Source organism: Nocardia carnea NBRC 14403, assembly GCF_000308515.1.
Taxonomy (GTDB): domain Bacteria; phylum Actinomycetota; class Actinomycetes; order Mycobacteriales; family Mycobacteriaceae; genus Nocardia; species Nocardia carnea.
In genome coordinates, this window is the sequence record NZ_BAFV01000114.1 from 32,140 (window position 1) to 47,596 (window position 15,457).

General features: G+C 63.9%; 12 protein-coding genes. 7 read left to right on the top strand and 5 right to left on the bottom strand.

Annotation, left to right across the window (positions count from 1 at the left end; genetic code table 11):
- Positions 1-25: 25 nt before the first annotated feature.
- A complete protein-coding gene (locus ON22_RS28480) occupies positions 26-1,231 on the bottom strand; it encodes an LLM class flavin-dependent oxidoreductase (RefSeq protein WP_051158213.1) in 1,206 nt (401 codons plus the stop codon).
- A 615-nt stretch (positions 1,232-1,846) separates the two neighbouring features.
- Between ON22_RS28480 and ON22_RS28485 the strand changes: the two genes are divergently transcribed.
- From ON22_RS28485 to ON22_RS28505, 5 genes are all read left to right on the top strand, one after another.
- Positions 1,847-2,665, top strand: a complete 819-nt coding sequence (locus ON22_RS28485) for a mycofactocin-coupled SDR family oxidoreductase (RefSeq protein ID WP_033247551.1) — start codon at positions 1,847-1,849, stop codon at positions 2,663-2,665.
- A gap of 54 nt (positions 2,666-2,719) precedes the next feature.
- Complete coding sequence (locus ON22_RS28490) at positions 2,720-4,441, top strand: CocE/NonD family hydrolase (RefSeq protein ID WP_033247550.1); 1,722 nt, start codon at positions 2,720-2,722, stop codon at positions 4,439-4,441.
- A 63-nt stretch (positions 4,442-4,504) separates the two neighbouring features.
- Complete coding sequence (locus tag ON22_RS28495; RefSeq protein ID WP_033247549.1) at positions 4,505-6,103, top strand: flavin-containing monooxygenase; 1,599 nt, start codon at positions 4,505-4,507, stop codon at positions 6,101-6,103.
- 76 nt (positions 6,104-6,179) lie between these two features.
- On the top strand, positions 6,180-7,136 hold the full coding sequence (locus ON22_RS28500) for a zinc-binding dehydrogenase (protein ID WP_033247548.1): 957 nt from the start codon (positions 6,180-6,182) through the stop codon (positions 7,134-7,136).
- A gap of 37 nt (positions 7,137-7,173) precedes the next feature.
- Positions 7,174-7,923, top strand: coding sequence for an NADPH-dependent F420 reductase (locus ON22_RS28505; protein ID WP_033247547.1), 750 nt, complete (start codon positions 7,174-7,176; stop codon positions 7,921-7,923).
- Between the two features lie 74 nt (positions 7,924-7,997).
- On the opposite strand, the gene ON22_RS28510 is transcribed toward ON22_RS28505, so the two are convergent.
- Together ON22_RS28510 and ON22_RS28515 are read right to left on the bottom strand one after the other, a co-directional pair.
- A complete protein-coding gene (locus ON22_RS28510) occupies positions 7,998-8,555 on the bottom strand; it encodes a nuclear transport factor 2 family protein (protein WP_157170449.1) in 558 nt (185 codons plus the stop codon).
- A gap of 145 nt (positions 8,556-8,700) precedes the next feature.
- Positions 8,701-9,540, bottom strand: a complete 840-nt coding sequence (locus ON22_RS28515) for a mycofactocin-coupled SDR family oxidoreductase (RefSeq protein WP_033247568.1) — start codon at positions 9,538-9,540, stop codon at positions 8,701-8,703.
- A 318-nt stretch (positions 9,541-9,858) separates the two neighbouring features.
- Here ON22_RS28515 and ON22_RS28520 point away from each other — a divergent pair, with 318 nt between their 5' ends.
- Together ON22_RS28520 and ON22_RS28525 are read left to right on the top strand one after the other, a co-directional pair.
- A complete protein-coding gene (locus tag ON22_RS28520; RefSeq protein ID WP_033247546.1) occupies positions 9,859-10,620 on the top strand; it encodes an SDR family NAD(P)-dependent oxidoreductase in 762 nt (253 codons plus the stop codon).
- A 100-nt stretch (positions 10,621-10,720) separates the two neighbouring features.
- Positions 10,721-11,896, top strand: coding sequence for a thiolase family protein (locus tag ON22_RS28525; protein ID WP_033247545.1), 1,176 nt, complete (start codon positions 10,721-10,723; stop codon positions 11,894-11,896).
- 1,006 nt (positions 11,897-12,902) lie between these two features.
- On the opposite strand, the gene ON22_RS28530 is transcribed toward ON22_RS28525, so the two are convergent.
- Both ON22_RS28530 and ON22_RS38210 read right to left on the bottom strand, forming a co-directional pair.
- Positions 12,903-14,927, bottom strand: a complete 2,025-nt coding sequence (locus ON22_RS28530) for an ATP-binding protein (protein WP_156052484.1) — start codon at positions 14,925-14,927, stop codon at positions 12,903-12,905.
- Positions 14,928-14,964: 37 nt separating this feature from the next.
- Positions 14,965-15,096: a hypothetical protein gene (locus ON22_RS38210; protein WP_255218565.1), complete on the bottom strand. Its 132-nt coding sequence runs from the start codon at positions 15,094-15,096 to the stop codon at positions 14,965-14,967.
- Positions 15,097-15,457: the final 361 nt, after the last annotated feature.

Sequence of the window (15,457 nt, forward strand, 5' to 3'; positions counted from 1 at the left end):
CCTTTGTAAAGGATCCGAGCCGTTGTCAGGCACGAAGTCCGGCGCTGCGCATCAGCGGGAAGATCTGCTCGTTGAGCCGGTCCAGCCCCTCGTCGTAGTCGACGAGCCCGGTGCAGACACCCGCGATACCCGCGTCGGACAGCTTCTGGAGCCCTTCGACGATCATCTCCGGCGTGCCCACCAGCGGAACCAGGCCGGCCCGCATGAAGGTGCGGATGGATTCGTCCTGCTTGAAGTCCTCATTACGTTTGAAATCGTCCCAGCGCATACTGCGGGCATCACCCGAGGCGATGATCTGCTGATACCGCACGGCGCTTTCCCAGTCGCCCTTTTCGTCGACGACGTATTTCACGTAGTCCTGCGCCTCTTTTTCGGTGTCTTTACAGATGATGTGCACACCCGCCCAGAGATCGAGGTCCGGCCGACCCGCCTGATCGGCGTTCGCCCGGACTTTCTGCGTGACCGGTTTGCTGTTGTTCACATCGGTGACCATGATGAACAGGATGTTCGCGTGCTGGAAAGCGAATTTCTGGCCCGCCGGGCTCGCGCCGGCACTCATCACCATGGGTCCGGGCGATTGCACGGGCTTGGGGTAGGCCTGCGCACCGCCCAGTGTGAAGAACTCGCCGTCGAAGTCGAATTCGAATTCCTCGCCCTCGTCGGACCAGAGTCGCTCGACGATCGTCATCCACTCTTCGGCCATCTCGTAGCGCTTGTCGTGCTCGGGGAGTTCGAGACCGAACATCTTGTACTCCGGCTGGTGGTATCCGGCGACGGCGTTCAACCCCATCCGGCCGCCACTGATGTGATCGACCGTCGCGCTCATTTTCGCCGCCATGAGCGGATGGACGAACGGGACGTGACAGGTGGCGAAGATCTGGATGTTCCGCGTGGCCGCCGCCAGTCCCGCCGCCCAGGTGAAGGTCTCGTGCTGCCGGCCCCAGGGCCGGTCCGGCCCGGAAAGTCCCTGCCAGCGAGCGATCGGAATGAACCCTTCGACGCCGTAGGCGTCCGCTTTTTCGGCGAGACCGCGGACCTCGTCCCAATTACCGAGTTTGATCGTGTTCTCGGCGAGCGTCAGGCCGCCCTGACCGGTCGAAACATTTGCCCCGAAGATCGCGAACTTGAACTTGTTCGGGCCGTCGATCATGGGCCGCTGATTTCGTTCCACGGTGTGATCGGCAACGAATTCACGCGGTACGTCGCTCTTGATCAGTTCGGGGCTACTCATCGAGTTTCTCCAGATCTTCGTGATTCCAGGTGCCGGAAAGCACCCGTGGTGGGTCGGATTGCGCGACATGCGGTCGCCGTCGCGATATAGGGCTGAATGCCGGTGAGTCCGCCCGCTCGTTCGCCGCTCGGTGCACGGCGAGTCACGTCGTTCGTCTACGGGGTCGTAGCCGAGTGGGCGGTGGCGATGCAATCCGTCCGTCGAGATCTACTCCCGGGCCGGTGCGTCGGTGTCTCAGCTCACATTCGCTGTGTTCAGGTTAGGAGCGGGCACCGCCACACCGGCACGGTATTCGACGCCAACAAGGTGAGAAAGTGCGTCAAGTACGCCCCTTCGCAGCCCGCTGGCGCAAGATACAAAGCTTCTGGCGGGACTCCATATGGCCGACACACGCAGGTGCGCAGCAGCATCGAGTGGTAGACCCGCCGGCCGACGGGCCGTCACCCTTTCCAATTTGGACGGAACATGTCAGTATGATCGGCGTCACATGGCTGAGCGACTGTGCTCGCCGAGTGCTCGTCCCATACCCCGGTCATCGCCGGGCGGCGAGCACTCATTTCCGGTTGCGGCAGCAGGACGCCGCCTCGGTTTCTCTCTCAGAATGGAGCATCAGCAATGGCGGGACGTATGGAAGGCAAAGTCGTCTTCATCACCGGTGCGGCGCGCGGTCAGGGCCGCGCCCATGCCGTCCGCCTTGCGGAGGAGGGCGCGGACATCATCGCGGTCGACATCTGCGCGTCGATCCCCACTGTCTTCCAGTACAGCGGTGCCACAGCGGAGGATCTCCAGGAAACGGTCCGTCTCGTCGAGGCGCTCGGCCGGCGGATCGTCGCCGAGCAGGCCGATGTCCGCGACCTCGAGCGGCTCCGGCAGGTCGTGAGTGCCGGCGTGGCCGAGCTCGGCCGGCTCGACGGTGTGGTGGCCAACGCGGGAATCGAAATCTTCAAGCCCTGGGACAAGTTCAGCGAACAAGAATTCCGCGATGTCATCGACGTCAATCTCTTCGGAGTGTGGAACACCGTGCAGGCGACCGCGCCGGTACTGGTCGACGCCGGGAACGGCGGATCGATCGTTCTCGTTTCGTCGGGCAACGGGCTCAAAGGGGGTCCGTTCAATCTCCCGTACACCGCTTCGAAGTTCGCTGTCACCGGGATGGGCAAGACCCTCGCCGCCGAGCTCGGCAAACACCGGATCCGGGTCAACACCGTGCATCCCGGTCCGGTCGACACCGAGATGTCGCGGTATATCGCGCCCCTCTTCGGTGAGATCGCCGCCGGCAACGAAGCCCTGCTGGGCACCTACGCCCATTTCCACCCGGACAGCATGATGGACCCGACCGAGATCTCCCATGCCGTCGTCTACCTGCTGTCCGATGAATCCACCTGGACCTCAGCGCTTTCCTTGGCCGTCGACGGCGGCGTCACGGCGTTCTGACGTGGTGACCGACCGCAGGAAACGAACAAGCTGGGAAGGGACTCGGCCGACACCATGGACCTAGTCGTCGAGAAGAACCTCAGGGTCGCGATGCGCGACGGCGTGGAACTCGCCACCGATGTCTACCGTCCGGCCACCGGCGGGCCGTTCCCGACTCTGCTCGAACGCATTCCGTACAACAAGGAGAGCTACGGGATGATCAGTGGCTGGGTGGATGTGCTGCGCGCGGCACGGGAAGGTTTCGCGGTGGTCGTCCAGGACACCCGTGGCCGCTATCAGAGTGACGGGACGTTCCGTCCGTTCGCCGACGAACGGACCGACGGCGCGGACACCATCGCGTGGGCGGCCGGCCAGGCGTGGTCGACCGGCTCGGTGGGCATGTTCGGCAGCTCCTACACCGGCGCGACGCAATGGCTGGCGGCGGCGGAGCGGCCACCGGCCCTGGCCACGATATCGGCGGCTGTGACCTCTCGTGACTACTACGCCGGCTGGCTGTACCAAGGGGGTGCGTTCCGCCTGGGATTCGCCTTGCAGTGGGTCATTTCGGCACTCGGCCTCGGGGAGCTGCTCCGCAATCCCTCGGTCGAGGAGAATCGCCTCGCCGATCTGCGGCGAAAGCTCGACAACATGGACGACGTGTTCCACACGCTGCCCGCGCGAGATCACCCGACGCTGACCGCCGTCGCGCCGTACCTCACGCAGTGGCTGGACCACCCGGACCGCGACGGCTACTGGGAACACTTGTCGGCGACTGTCCCGGATATCCCGGTGCTGAACATCGGCGGTTGGCACGACCTGTTCCTGGGCGGCACGATCGACAACTATCTCGCCCTGCGCGCACGCTCGGACCGGCCGGACGCCCGGCGCCAGCGGTTGATCATCGGCCCGTGGGCCCACGGAGCGACCAGCGGCGTGTTCCCCGAGCGATCCTTCGGGGTCGAGGCCGGGGCCGACGCGGCCGATATCACCGGGGTCCAATTGGCGTGGTTCAAGGAGCACCTGGCGGGCTCACCCTCGACGGTTTCGCCCAGCCCGGTGCGGATCTTCGTCATGGGACCCGATGTCTGGCGCGACGAACCGGACTGGCCCCTGCCGGACACCGAGTACGTCGACTACTTCCTCGGCAGCGCAACCGATGCCCGAACCAGCGGCGGCGACGGGACGCTGTCCACCTCGACCGGCTCGGCGGTGGCCTCCGACAGCTTCGTCTACGACCCGGCCGACCCGGTCACGACCTGTGGCGGCGCGACATTCCTGCCCGGGCTGTTCATCGGTGCCAACGCCGGCCCCCGGGACCAGACGCGCACCGAGTCCCGTCGCGACGTGTTGTGTTACACCAGCGCGCCGCTCGACCGGTCACTCGAGGTGACCGGCCCGGTCCGGGCGAAACTGTACATCTCGTCGAGCGCGGTAGACACCGACTTCACCGCGACGCTGGTGGACGTCGGCCCGGACGGCCGGGCCGAACTGATCTGCGATGGCATCCTGCGGTGCCGCTACCGGACATCGACGGCCCGACCGGAATTCCTCGAACCCGGGGCGATCTACGAAATCGACATCGACTTGGTCGCCACCTCATGTGTTTTCGACGTCGGGCATCGGCTGCGGCTGGACATCTCCAGCAGCAATTTCCCGAAGTACGACCGCAATCCGAATGCGGCGATCCCGATCGCGGATGCTCGCCATGAGGACCTGGTGGTGGCCACCAACACCGTGTGGCACGACGACACCCGGCTGTCGAGGCTCGTGCTTCCGGTTGTCCGGCGATCGGCGTGATCGGTCCGGTCTGTCACGACAAAGGCTTGTAATGATGCATTTCGACCTGAGAAAGGTTCGGTTATGAATTCGGTGGACTATGACGCTGTTGTGGTCGGTGCCGGCGCGGGCGGTATCTACGCGGTGCACAAACTGACCCAGGAGGGTTTGCGGGTCATCGCGTTCGAGGGTGCGCCCGAGGTAGGCGGGGTCTGGTACCACAATCGCTATCCCGGAGCGCGCGTCGATATCGAAAGCTACTTCTACTGCTTCCCGGACGAGGAGCTGTATCCGCGATGGACGTGGAAGGAACGCTATCCGGCGCAGCCCGAGATCCTGGCGTATCTGAACTTCGCCGCCGACACCTGGGGCGTCCGGCCGCATATCCGATTCTCGACCTGGGTCACCGGCGCTCAGTGGGAGCCGGTGGCGCACCGCTACCGCGTCACCACCAGTAGTGGCGAATCGGTCACCGGACGCTATCTGATCATGGCGTCGGGCCAGCTCTCCAAAGCCCGCACACCGGCTTTCCCCGGACTCGAGGACTACCGCGGTCGCTGGGTCCAGACCTCGCACTGGCCGACCGACCATGTCGAGACCGCGGGTAAACGTATCGCCGTCATCGGCACCGGGTCCTCGGGCGTCCAGGTAGTACCCGCACTGGCACGTGACGCCGAGAACGTCACGGTGTTCCAACGTACCGCGAATTACTCGGTGCCTGCCCAGAACGGTCCGCTCGATCAGCAGAAGTACGCGGATCTCGCCGGCCGGGTCGCCGAGATGCGGGAGGCGATCCTGCACCATCCGACCGGCTCTGATATCCCACTCGGTGCCGGTCCGGCCGGATCCTTCACACCGGAGGAACAGCAGGCGCTGCTGCGGGAGCGCTGGGCCCGCGGTGGGCATACGATGAATGCCGTTTTCAGCGATCAGGGCACCGATATCCACGCGAACACCCTCGTGGCCGACTTCGTCCGGCAGCATGTGCTCGATACCGTGCGCGACCCCGTAACCGCCGATATCCTCACGCCGCGCTCGTATCCCATCGGCTCTCGACGCCTGTGCGTGGACACCGGCTACTACGAGGCCTTCAACCAAAGCAATGTGGATCTGATCGACGTCAAGGCCGACCCCATCGAACGGATCACCCCACACGGAATACGGACTCGCGATCACGATCACGATCTCGAATTCGATCTGATCGTATTCGCCCTGGGCTTCAGCGCGTTCACCGGAGCCCTCGACGAGGCGAATATCCGCAACGAATTCGGCGAGCGACCGACCGACCGGTGGGCTCGCGGTCCGCGCACTCTGCTCGGGCTGACGACGCGCGGGTTCCCGAATCTGTTCCTGCTCACCGGACCCGGAAGTCCCTCGGTACTGGCCAATATGATCCTGGACAACGTCCAGCATGTCGACTTCGTCGCCGATCTGCTGCGGCATATGGGCGAACGGGGCCATACGAAGGTCGAACCCGAGGAAAAGGCCCAGGACGAGTGGACCGCACACGTGGCGGAGGCCGCGTCCCCCCTGCTCCGGCTCAACGTCGAAAACTATATGGTGCATGTCAATCGCGATGACGGCAGCAGGGTTTTCATGCCCTATGTCGCCGGACTCGACCGATACGTTGCCGAATGCGACAAAGTCGCGGCCGACGATTTCGCCGGGTTCGCATTCTCCTGAGTAGCTCGCCGCTCGACCCCGGCCGGCGCCGCTCTTCACCGTTCGTCCATCGATCCCCAGAAAGGACGCAAACCCCATGAAAGCTTGGCGATTTCACGGCACCGGCCGGCCCCTGACCCTGGAAGAGGTGGAAACACCACGCGCGGGCCCAGGCGAAGTCATCGTCGATGTCAAGGCCGCCGGGTTGTGCGCCTCCGATATGGGCGCCCTGCACGAGCCGGAATGGATGGCGTCGTTCCCCCGGTTGCCGATGACACTCGGGCACGAGAACGCCGGCGTGATCAGCGAAGTGGGCCCCGGGATGGACCGATGGCAGGTCGGTGACCGAGTAGGGCTGTCGCCGATGATCCCCGACGGCGATGCCATCGGCTACGGCACCTGGGACGGCGGCTACGGACCCAAAGTGCGCGCCACCGAAGCGAATCTCGTCCGCCTGCCGGCCGAACTTTCCTTCGAGCTGGGAGCGGTGGCGACGGATGCGGGCCTGACGGCCTACCACGCCATGGTCGCGCTGGGCGGCGCGCAGGGGGGCATGCGGGTCGGAGTGATCGGCCTCGGCGGTCTCGGCTACCTCGGCGCCCGGATCGCCGTGCTGAAAGGCGCCGAGGTGTATGCCGCCGAAACGAACCCGGCCACCAGGGAACTGGCTGCCGAGATCGGACTCGCGGGCGTAGCCGAATCGATCAGCGAGTTCGCGGACAAGAATTTGCCGCTGATCGTGGACTACGCCGGCTTCGGCACCACCACCGCACAGGCAGTGGAGGCACTGCCCGAGTCCGGGACACTGGTGCAGGTCGGTCTGGGCCGGCCGGAGTCGACGGTGAACACGCAGGCGATCATCTTCAAGCAGCTGAAGATCCTCGGCTCCCTCTCCGGCACCCAGCAGGATCTCACCGAGTTGTACGAGCTCATGGGCGGCGGCGAACTCGAGCCGCCGATCCACCGCATCACACCGGCTCGCATTCCGGAAGGACTGGAACTCCTCCGACAGGGTGGGGTCCTGGGCCGCCTCGTCGCCTGCTACGACGACTGAACGGCGAATCCGGCACCGAAGAGAAGGAAGACCATAGATGAAAATCGGCATTCTGGGTACCGGGCATATCGGAAAAACCCTGGTCACCACGTTGAGCGCCGCCGGACACGAGGTGAAGGTGGCGAATTCTCGCGGCCCGGAGACGATCGGGCCCGACGTACTGACACAAGGTGGGCGCGCGGTGACCGCGGCGGACGCGGTGCTCGACGTCGATATCGCGATCGTCTCCGTTCCCCTGAACCGCCTGCCGGATATCGCCCCACTCATCGGCCGGTCGGCATCGAACACAGTCGTGATCGACACCTCGAACTACTATCCGCAACGCGATGGACGTATCGATGCCCTCGAGGCCGGTCGGACAGAGAGTCTGTGGGTCGCCGACCAACTGGGTCGGCCAGTGGTCAAGGCATGGAACGCGATCGGCTCGGATTCGTTCGCGAAGAAGGGGAAACCGGCGGGCAACCCGGATCGGATCGCCATTCCTGTTGCCGCCGACAACGAGCGCGACCGAAAGATCGCCTTGGCTCTGGTCGAGGACACCGGGTTCGACGGGTTCGACGCCGGGGTTCTCGCCGAATCGTGGCGGCAGCAGCCCGGCACGCCGTGCTACTGCACGGACCTTTCCCGCCAGGAGCTGCCGGATGCGCTCGCCGCGGCAGACCCGGCGCGCTCGCCGAAGCGCCGGGATCTGGCCTTCGAGGCCGTCCTGGAACGGATGAGCGGTAGCGGCGCGCGGGACCCGGGTGCCGACTATCTCGTCCGACTGAACCGAGCACTGTTCCTGTGAACCCATACCCGGGTGAGCGGACATCAGTCGCGGCTGTCGATCGCTGCTCACCCGGGTACTCGATATCGATCCGGCTACGAATGCCGATCCGGCTGTCGCGGGTACTCGGTCGGCGGGCTCTGCACCCAGTCCAGATAGATCGGGTCCTTGGGATACCAAGCGCCCCAGTGCGATACGCGTGGCGCATCGACGATATCCCAATCGGAGTTGATCGGCCGGACATCGATCCAGTCCCAGACACAAGTACGGTGCAGGATCTTCCACACGCCGTCCCGCTTCTCACACAGATCGCGGTAACGGCCGGCCTGGAACATGGTCACTTCGGGCTCTCTGAACGGGACCACGCAGACGAACATGCTCTCCCGCTTCGCCCGGTCGCCCTCGATCTCGGACAGGACGTTCGAGACATGATGGTTGCAGCTGTAGATCTTGTCGTGCCAGGTCATCGCCGCATCCGCCCACCCCTGGCCGTCTCCGACGTAGGCACCGTGGTCGTCGAATGAATCCGGCCAGTACGTCGACCGCATCAGCTCGCGGTCGTGCCGATCCGCGCCCCGCACATACATCATCAGGTTGTCGTGCAGAGCCTGCTTGTCGTACAGCTCCATCAGCTGTGCGTCTGTCAGTGACATCTGTTCCATTCCTCCAACGTGCGGCCATCCGATGCGGCCACGGCCGACTATTCGGGGTCTTCGCAAAAGGCGCGGCGGAGAGCAGTACCGGCCGAGGTCGATACGCCGGAATGTCGAGCGCACTGCCGCCGCAACCTGTTCGCATCTACTTGATGAGGGCACCCGCATCGACAGGCAGCGATACACCCGTGATGTACCGGGATTCGTCGGAAGCCAGAAAGAGTACGGCGTTGCTGACATCCACCGAGTCCACCCAGGGGATCGGCAGGGCGTTCACCGTCTGGGAGGCCGGTGCGAAATCTTCCCTCGTCGGGTGCTCGAGATCGGGCCGGAACAGGCGGCGCATCGCCTGGTTCTGGATCATGGGCGTATCCACCTGCGTGGGATTGACCGCGTTCGCACGGATGCCGTGCGGGGCCAGTTCCAGCGCGAGCGAGCGCATCAGCCCGATCACCCCGTGCTTGGCCGCGACGTAATGCCCGATATTCGCGTACGCCTTCACGCCCGCCGCGGAGCTGGTGAGAATGATCGAGCCACCCTTGTTGGCAATCAGGTGGGGGACCGCAGCCTTGGCCGTGTGCCAGACGCCCGTGAGATTGATATCGATCATCGTCTGCCATGTTGCGCCGTCGTATTCCCAGACGGACTGCGGTCGGCTGGTGATCCCGGCGATGCCGGCGTTGGCGCAGACGATGTCCAGCCCGCCCAGCTGGACGACACCGTCGTCGACCACCTTCTGCAGCCCCTCGTAGTCACGGACGTCGGTCTTGCTCGCCCGGATGCGCCGGCCCAGCGCTTCGACCTGCTGCACTGTCTCGGCGAGATCGGATTCGGTTGCGCCCTCATACGGGCTGTCCGGAATGTTGTCGCAGATATCCACGGCGATGATGTCCGCGCCTTCTTGCGCCAGCCGGATCGCATGGCTGCGGCCCTGGCCCCGTGCCGCGCCGGTGATGAAGGCGACCTTGCCCTCGAGCTTTCCCATGACGTTGCGCTCCTGTTGTCGGGTCCGGTGATAGCGCGCGGCCTCGTACCGCCGCTCGGAACGGCCCATCGAGAGTGCTTCACCTCATCGAAGGGCGATCCGGATGTGACCCCCACCATACTGACATATCCCGTCCAAATTGGGAAGTACGCCAAGTCTCCTCCTCTCGATTCCGCAGACAGTTGCCCTATCAGGAGACAGATCGAATCGCGAATTGGTGTTGATTTGGACGGTTTAGGTCCGTATTGTGACCTGGGGCCGCTCGACCGGGCATCTTGTCCGCTGGCGCGTCACCTCGACCGACGGGAGATTTTCACGATGGAACTGGACAACACGGTTGCGCTGGTCACCGGCGGTGCGTCCGGCCTCGGGCTCGCCACCACCGAGGCATTGGCCAGGGCAGGCGCGCATGTCGGCGTCCTCGACCTGCCCTCCTCGTCCGGGGCCGGAATTCAGGAAGAGCGCGCAGGGGCAGTGACATTCGTGCCCGGCGATGTGACTTCCACCGAGGACGTGACCCGGGCACTGGATATCCTGTCCGAGCGTGGGCCCCTGCGCGTCGTGGTGAACTGTGCGGGAATCGGGCCCCCCGGAAAGGTTCTCGGCAAGAACGGGCCGCTCCCCCTCGACGACTTCGAGCGCATCGTCAGGATCAACCTGTCCGGCACGTTCAACGTCATCAGACTCGCGGCCGAGCGGATCGCGGCGACAGATACCGTGGACGGCGAGCGCGGCGTCATCGTCAATACTTCCTCGGTCGCGGCTTTCGACGGGCAGATCGGTCAGCCTGCCTACGCCGCGGCCAAGGGCGGAATCGTCTCCATGGCCCTGCCCATCGCCCGGGAACTCGCGAGACACCAGATCCGCGTTGCGACAATAGCTCCCGGAACATTCGACACCCCACTGTTGAAAACGTTGCCGGAAGACATCAGACAATCCCTCGGCGCACAGGTTCCGCATCCGTCTCGACTCGGAGATCCAGCCGAGTTCGGTGCGCTGGTCCGCCACATCGTCGAGAACCCGATGCTCAACGGCGAAGTAATCCGACTCGACGGTGCGATCCGGATGGCACCTCGATAACGCCCGGCAGCGAAAAGGCCATGAGGAGCCGCCTGCGGGCCAAATGCGGATCGGCGGCTCCTGCGGAACCGTAGAGAACTTCGATGAAAGGCACGCCAGCATGACCGAAGCTGTGATCGTGGATATCGTCCGCACCGCATCGGGAAAGGGAAAACCGGGTGGCGCTTTGTCCGGTGTCCATCCGGCGGATCTGCTGTCGACCGTCTTGTCCGCCCTGGTCGACCGGACCGGGATCGACCCGGTACTGGTCGACGATGTCATCGCCGGTTGCGTCGGCCAGGCCGGCGACCAGGCCCTCAACATCGCCCGCACCGCCTTGTTGAACGCCGGCTTCCCGATCACGGTGCCGGGTACGACGGTGGACCGCCAATGCGGTTCGAGTCAGCAGGCCGTGCACTTCGCCGCACAGGGAGTGATCGCAGGAGCTTACGACATCGCTATCGCGTGCGGCGTGGAGTCCATGAGCCGGGTGCCGATGGGGACAGCTGTCGGCGACGGGCACCCGCACAACCCCTTGGTGAGTCGCTTCCCGAGCCTGCCACACCAAGGAATCGGCGCCGAACTGATCACCGCCCGGTGGAAATTCGATCGAACTGCCCTGGACGAATTCGCCGCGCGATCGCACCGCCGTGCCGCCGAATGCGGCGCGAACGAGGCATTCGACACCGAAATCGTGCCCGTCACCCTGCCCGATGGGGCGCTGCACACGGTCGACGAAACGGTTCGCGCCGCCACCTCAGCGGAGAACCTCGGCACCCTACCGGCCGCATTCCGTGACGAAGAGTTCAGCAACCACTATCCCGAAATCGGCTGGGCCATCACCCCGGGCAACTCCTCCCCCCTGACCGATGGCGCCTCGGCGGCGCTGATCATGAGCGAGAAGATGGCCGCACGGCTCGATCTGGCCCCCAGAGCGCGCCTGCGTCATTTCGCGATCGTCGGTTCCGACCCAGAGATCATGCTGACCGGTCCGATCCCGGCCACCGAGAAGATCCTGGCCCGGTCGGGCCTCACCATCGACGATATCGACGCCTACGAAGTCAACGAGGCGTTCGCACCAGTTCCGATGGCATGGCAGGCGGCATTCGACGCCGACCCCGCAAAACTCAACCCCCGCGGCGGCGCCATCGCGCTCGGTCACCCACTCGGCGCCTCCGGAACCCGGCTGATGACCACACTGGTAAACCATCTCGAAGCGACCGGCGGGCGCTTCGGCCTCCAAACCATGTGCGAAGGCGCCGGCATGGCCAATGCCACTCTCATAGAGAGAATCTGAGCAAGGCCCCACCCACGAGGCTTCCGCGATGGTGCACCACGCGACCAGTGCGGGCATCGGGGACGGGCGCCACTCGGACATCGTCACCGGGCCCGCACAGCGACTCGATTGAACCGGTGCCGCTTTTCCAGGCGGTCGGCGTTTCACGGTGTCCGCAGGTCGATCGCTGTGGTTAGCACGGGTATCCCCCTCCGGACACCACGAAAACGTCTCTACCGGCGATTATACCCAAATTGCATGAGCCGTTTTTCTGCATATTCCCAGGTCAGACCACTATATAAGTGTTCATGCCTGCATTGGACACCCCACTCAGGCAAATCTGCCCCTTGGAGCGTCGCCCTCTTTCATCTGCAGTTCAACACTGCACATCGCGGACAACGGCAGTTCGAGAGCCGTCGTCGGCCAGTCCGCGATCACCCAGAACCTGGCATATCAGCGACCCCACGCCCCGCAACCCCCATCCGCCCCTGTCACTCACCCTGCAGGGCCCATCGTGTGGGGGTTCATGTCGGGAGGGGGAACCGACCCAAAACCCCACGTTGGTACACCGTGCGGAACTCCGGCTACCGGAGCTGGACGGGAAGGCATGAACACGCCAATCGATCGCTATGGGGCTCGCACCAGCCCCAGGTTCGGGACCAACGATGACCGGTCCGCCGCACTCGATCGATCCGCCTATCGCGAGTCCAGCCTGTCGGCCAGGCGGTGATCGCGATGGCGGTGGTGGCGATGCGGGCAGAGCGCATCCTATTTGGTGCTATGGCGGGTGACCCGCGGTGCCGCGTGCAATACTCGCGCCGAGGAATTCCCAGCCCAGAAGGTGCCCGGGGCCGCTCTCGACGATCAACCGGTAGTCGAGCTGATCCGCGACACCTGCCCGGTTGTTCTACTCGCACCGAGCTCCGCGCTCGGTCGACGCCGCGCCGCAGCGGAGCACGGCTGCAATCCGGATCAACGCGAGGAACCCGATGCCAGCGATGAGTCCTTGGCGGAACAGGGCGACAGGTCACCTGGTCACCCCTTCAGAAATACGGCGAATATGCGAAACGACCTCAATGAACTCTGAAATCTCCGCTTCCTGCATCCACAGTGTGACGAGGGCATGAGTGAGTACTTCCGGTGGGCGCGCCAGCTGCTCGGCAACTCGACCGATCCAGTACTGATGATCGAGACGGGTCAACGAATCCAGCGCTACTTCGATATCCCAGGTCGAGCACCCCAGCTTCTGTGCCAATTTGCTGGGTGCGCGCGATGCCAGATGACGCAGTTCGTGCTCCGGGGACCGCATCCCGGGTAGGAAGAAGAGTCGGCCCGCGGCGAAGGGCGGGGTTGGGTTTGATCGCAGGTCGCCGTCGAGAACCCCTACGTATATGATTCTGCCGGACGATGACATCACCCGCAGACCAGCGACGACCTCATTCGGCCCGCCGGTCGCCACCACCTCGACTTCCCGGGCCAACGATGGATCGGTCTGTTCGCACAGCAGCGTGAATACCGTCGCTGCGAGTGCATCCTCGACCAGCACCACCACACGAACAGCGACTTCGACGCCGATAGCGTCGCGTACCTGGGCCAGGCTGGTCGGCTCGGCAACCCGGATTCCGTTCGATGTCCGCGTGCACATCCGCAGATTCGATACGGGGAATCGGGACAGGACTTGCGGAGAATGCGTCGATAGAATCAGCTGACGGCGATGGCGCACGGTCTGTCGAATCAGTTCGTCGACGATGAGCCCGTGGCCCCGTGGCGCGAGGAAGGATTCGGGTTCGTCAATAAGACGCGGCTCGTGGGCGTCCGTGACGAGATTCTCGTGGCCGAGTAGATAGTGGGTCCATATCTCACCGAGGCTCATCATCGAAGTGCCAATCTCGTTCCCGTCCACATCTATGGCTGCGAACCTGAAGGCCGATCCTTCGGGGTCGCGGCTGTGCCAGTAGCTGTGTGCTGTGATCGATGCGTAGTCTCGGCCGACGATCTCCCGAGCTGCGTGAAGGTCTCGGGTCGTGTAGTCGTATTGAGCGTGCTGGTCATAGTTATTGGCGCGAAACCTGCGATCGAACTCTTGGTTGTGGTTCTCAAGGAGGTCGAACATCAGTGGGACGCTCAGCAAGTGTGGCGCGAACTCGGCACCGAGACTGGATTCCCACCCGCGATAGCGAGCGCTCCCCGACTCTCGGTCAGAGCCGTCCGCCGCGGATTCGACTCGGCGGGTGACTGGCTGGCCAGCGCGTAGCACAGTGACGTCAGCGACGAACTCGATCGGGTTGCCGAGATGTTCGAGGGTGCCTAGATTGGGCTGCGCTAGAAGGTGGGGTGCCAGTCCGAAGGCATGATCGAGTAACCGCAGCAGGAGCGTCTTGCCAGTCCCATGCCGACCGACGATGCCGGTGAGACGATCGAAGCGAATAACCTGGGCAGCAAAGATATTAGATTCGAGAATCTCGATCGAAGAGATTTGGATCTCCGTTGGCTTGCGGAGCACATCCTGCAAAAGATCACTACGCGAGTTCGATCGATTCGTAGACACAGACATGAGCGGGTCGGCCCTGGAAAACGTTGTCCCAGAATGCGCAATTTTATCCCCAAGTTGCACTGCAGTCGGCGCAGGCACCGCCGGTTCGCCATGATCGGTTACTCCGACCGCTGGCCCGCTATTGGTAGCGGCGGAGCATGAGGTTACGGAGGCGTCGTTCTGCATATCCTGGAGATCCCGCGCCATACGCCACCGTTGCTGCCACATCGCTGGCTCGAACCGCTGAGAATCGATGACGATCCCGTCTTCATAGGCAGCTCTGCGACACGCATCGACGAAGGCTAATACCGTCGCAGCCGAGGGTAGCCGCTTGCCCCTCACAGCATCTGAGGCAGTCGTACTCGGCAGCGATGCCGCCTTTCCCACCGCTGAATCCGAGCCCCGCAACTTCGACAAGCTCTGAATCCGCGCGAAGCTTGGCTTTCCAGCATGAATCCGCAGGTCGGCCAGTGCAGCAGCGAGATCCTCGATCGACTGCTGCGCCTCATCGTCTATCACGAGCAGTATCCTGCCAAATCACTTCCGCTCCAGGTAGTCACCGGGCGGACGCGATCCATGTGACGGCAGCAGCAGAGATGGCCAGGACAGCAACCAGTACGCACAGCCGCGCGGTGGTGCCCCAATCCTTCATCGCTGCCCGAAACGTCATACCGATTTCTTTCCACATATCGCCTCCTTTGGTGTGTTGGACTCCCATTCCAAAGGCAAAATCAATCGCAGTCACCCTCTTCGGCTGCACTCGGCTGTTCTCGGCCGAACCCGGCTGTGCTCAGTGGCAGGCCCGACCGAACGAGACCCGGTGTCAGCGTGAGAAAACCAGTGGGCATTCGCAGCAGACCGCAAGCGTTTGGAGTCGTGCAACCAGGCGAAGCTGCGCTCGACCGGCCACCGGAGTTTGTTGAAACCCATGCCGTGATGCCAGGGCTCGCAGCAGACAGATGCCTACCCCCAGGACCGTACTGGTGCTTTGTGTGAGGACTGCTCTTTTGCATATCGCCGATTGAACCGTGTCGAAGGCATTCGGGTAT

Bases quoted from the DNA above. Each gene is read 5' to 3' on its own strand.
- ON22_RS28510 (WP_157170449.1), bottom strand. From the start codon at position 8,555: ATGTCACTGACAGACGCACAGCTGATGGAGCTGTACGACAAGCAGGCT.
- ON22_RS28490 (WP_033247550.1), top strand. From the start codon at position 2,720: ATGGACCTAGTCGTCGAGAAGAACCTCAGGGTCGCGATGCGCGACGGC.
- ON22_RS28480 (WP_051158213.1), bottom strand. From the start codon at position 1,231: ATGAGTAGCCCCGAACTGATCAAGAGCGACGTACCGCGTGAATTCGTT.
- ON22_RS28495 (WP_033247549.1), top strand. From the start codon at position 4,505: ATGAATTCGGTGGACTATGACGCTGTTGTGGTCGGTGCCGGCGCGGGC.
- ON22_RS28520 (WP_033247546.1), top strand. From the start codon at position 9,859: ATGGAACTGGACAACACGGTTGCGCTGGTCACCGGCGGTGCGTCCGGC.
- ON22_RS28515 (WP_033247568.1), bottom strand. From the start codon at position 9,540: ATGGGAAAGCTCGAGGGCAAGGTCGCCTTCATCACCGGCGCGGCACGG.
- ON22_RS28505 (WP_033247547.1), top strand. From the start codon at position 7,174: ATGAAAATCGGCATTCTGGGTACCGGGCATATCGGAAAAACCCTGGTC.
- ON22_RS28500 (WP_033247548.1), top strand. From the start codon at position 6,180: ATGAAAGCTTGGCGATTTCACGGCACCGGCCGGCCCCTGACCCTGGAA.
- ON22_RS38210 (WP_255218565.1), bottom strand. From the start codon at position 15,096: ATGTGGAAAGAAATCGGTATGACGTTTCGGGCAGCGATGAAGGATTGG.
- ON22_RS28485 (WP_033247551.1), top strand. From the start codon at position 1,847: ATGGCGGGACGTATGGAAGGCAAAGTCGTCTTCATCACCGGTGCGGCG.
- ON22_RS28525 (WP_033247545.1), top strand. From the start codon at position 10,721: ATGACCGAAGCTGTGATCGTGGATATCGTCCGCACCGCATCGGGAAAG.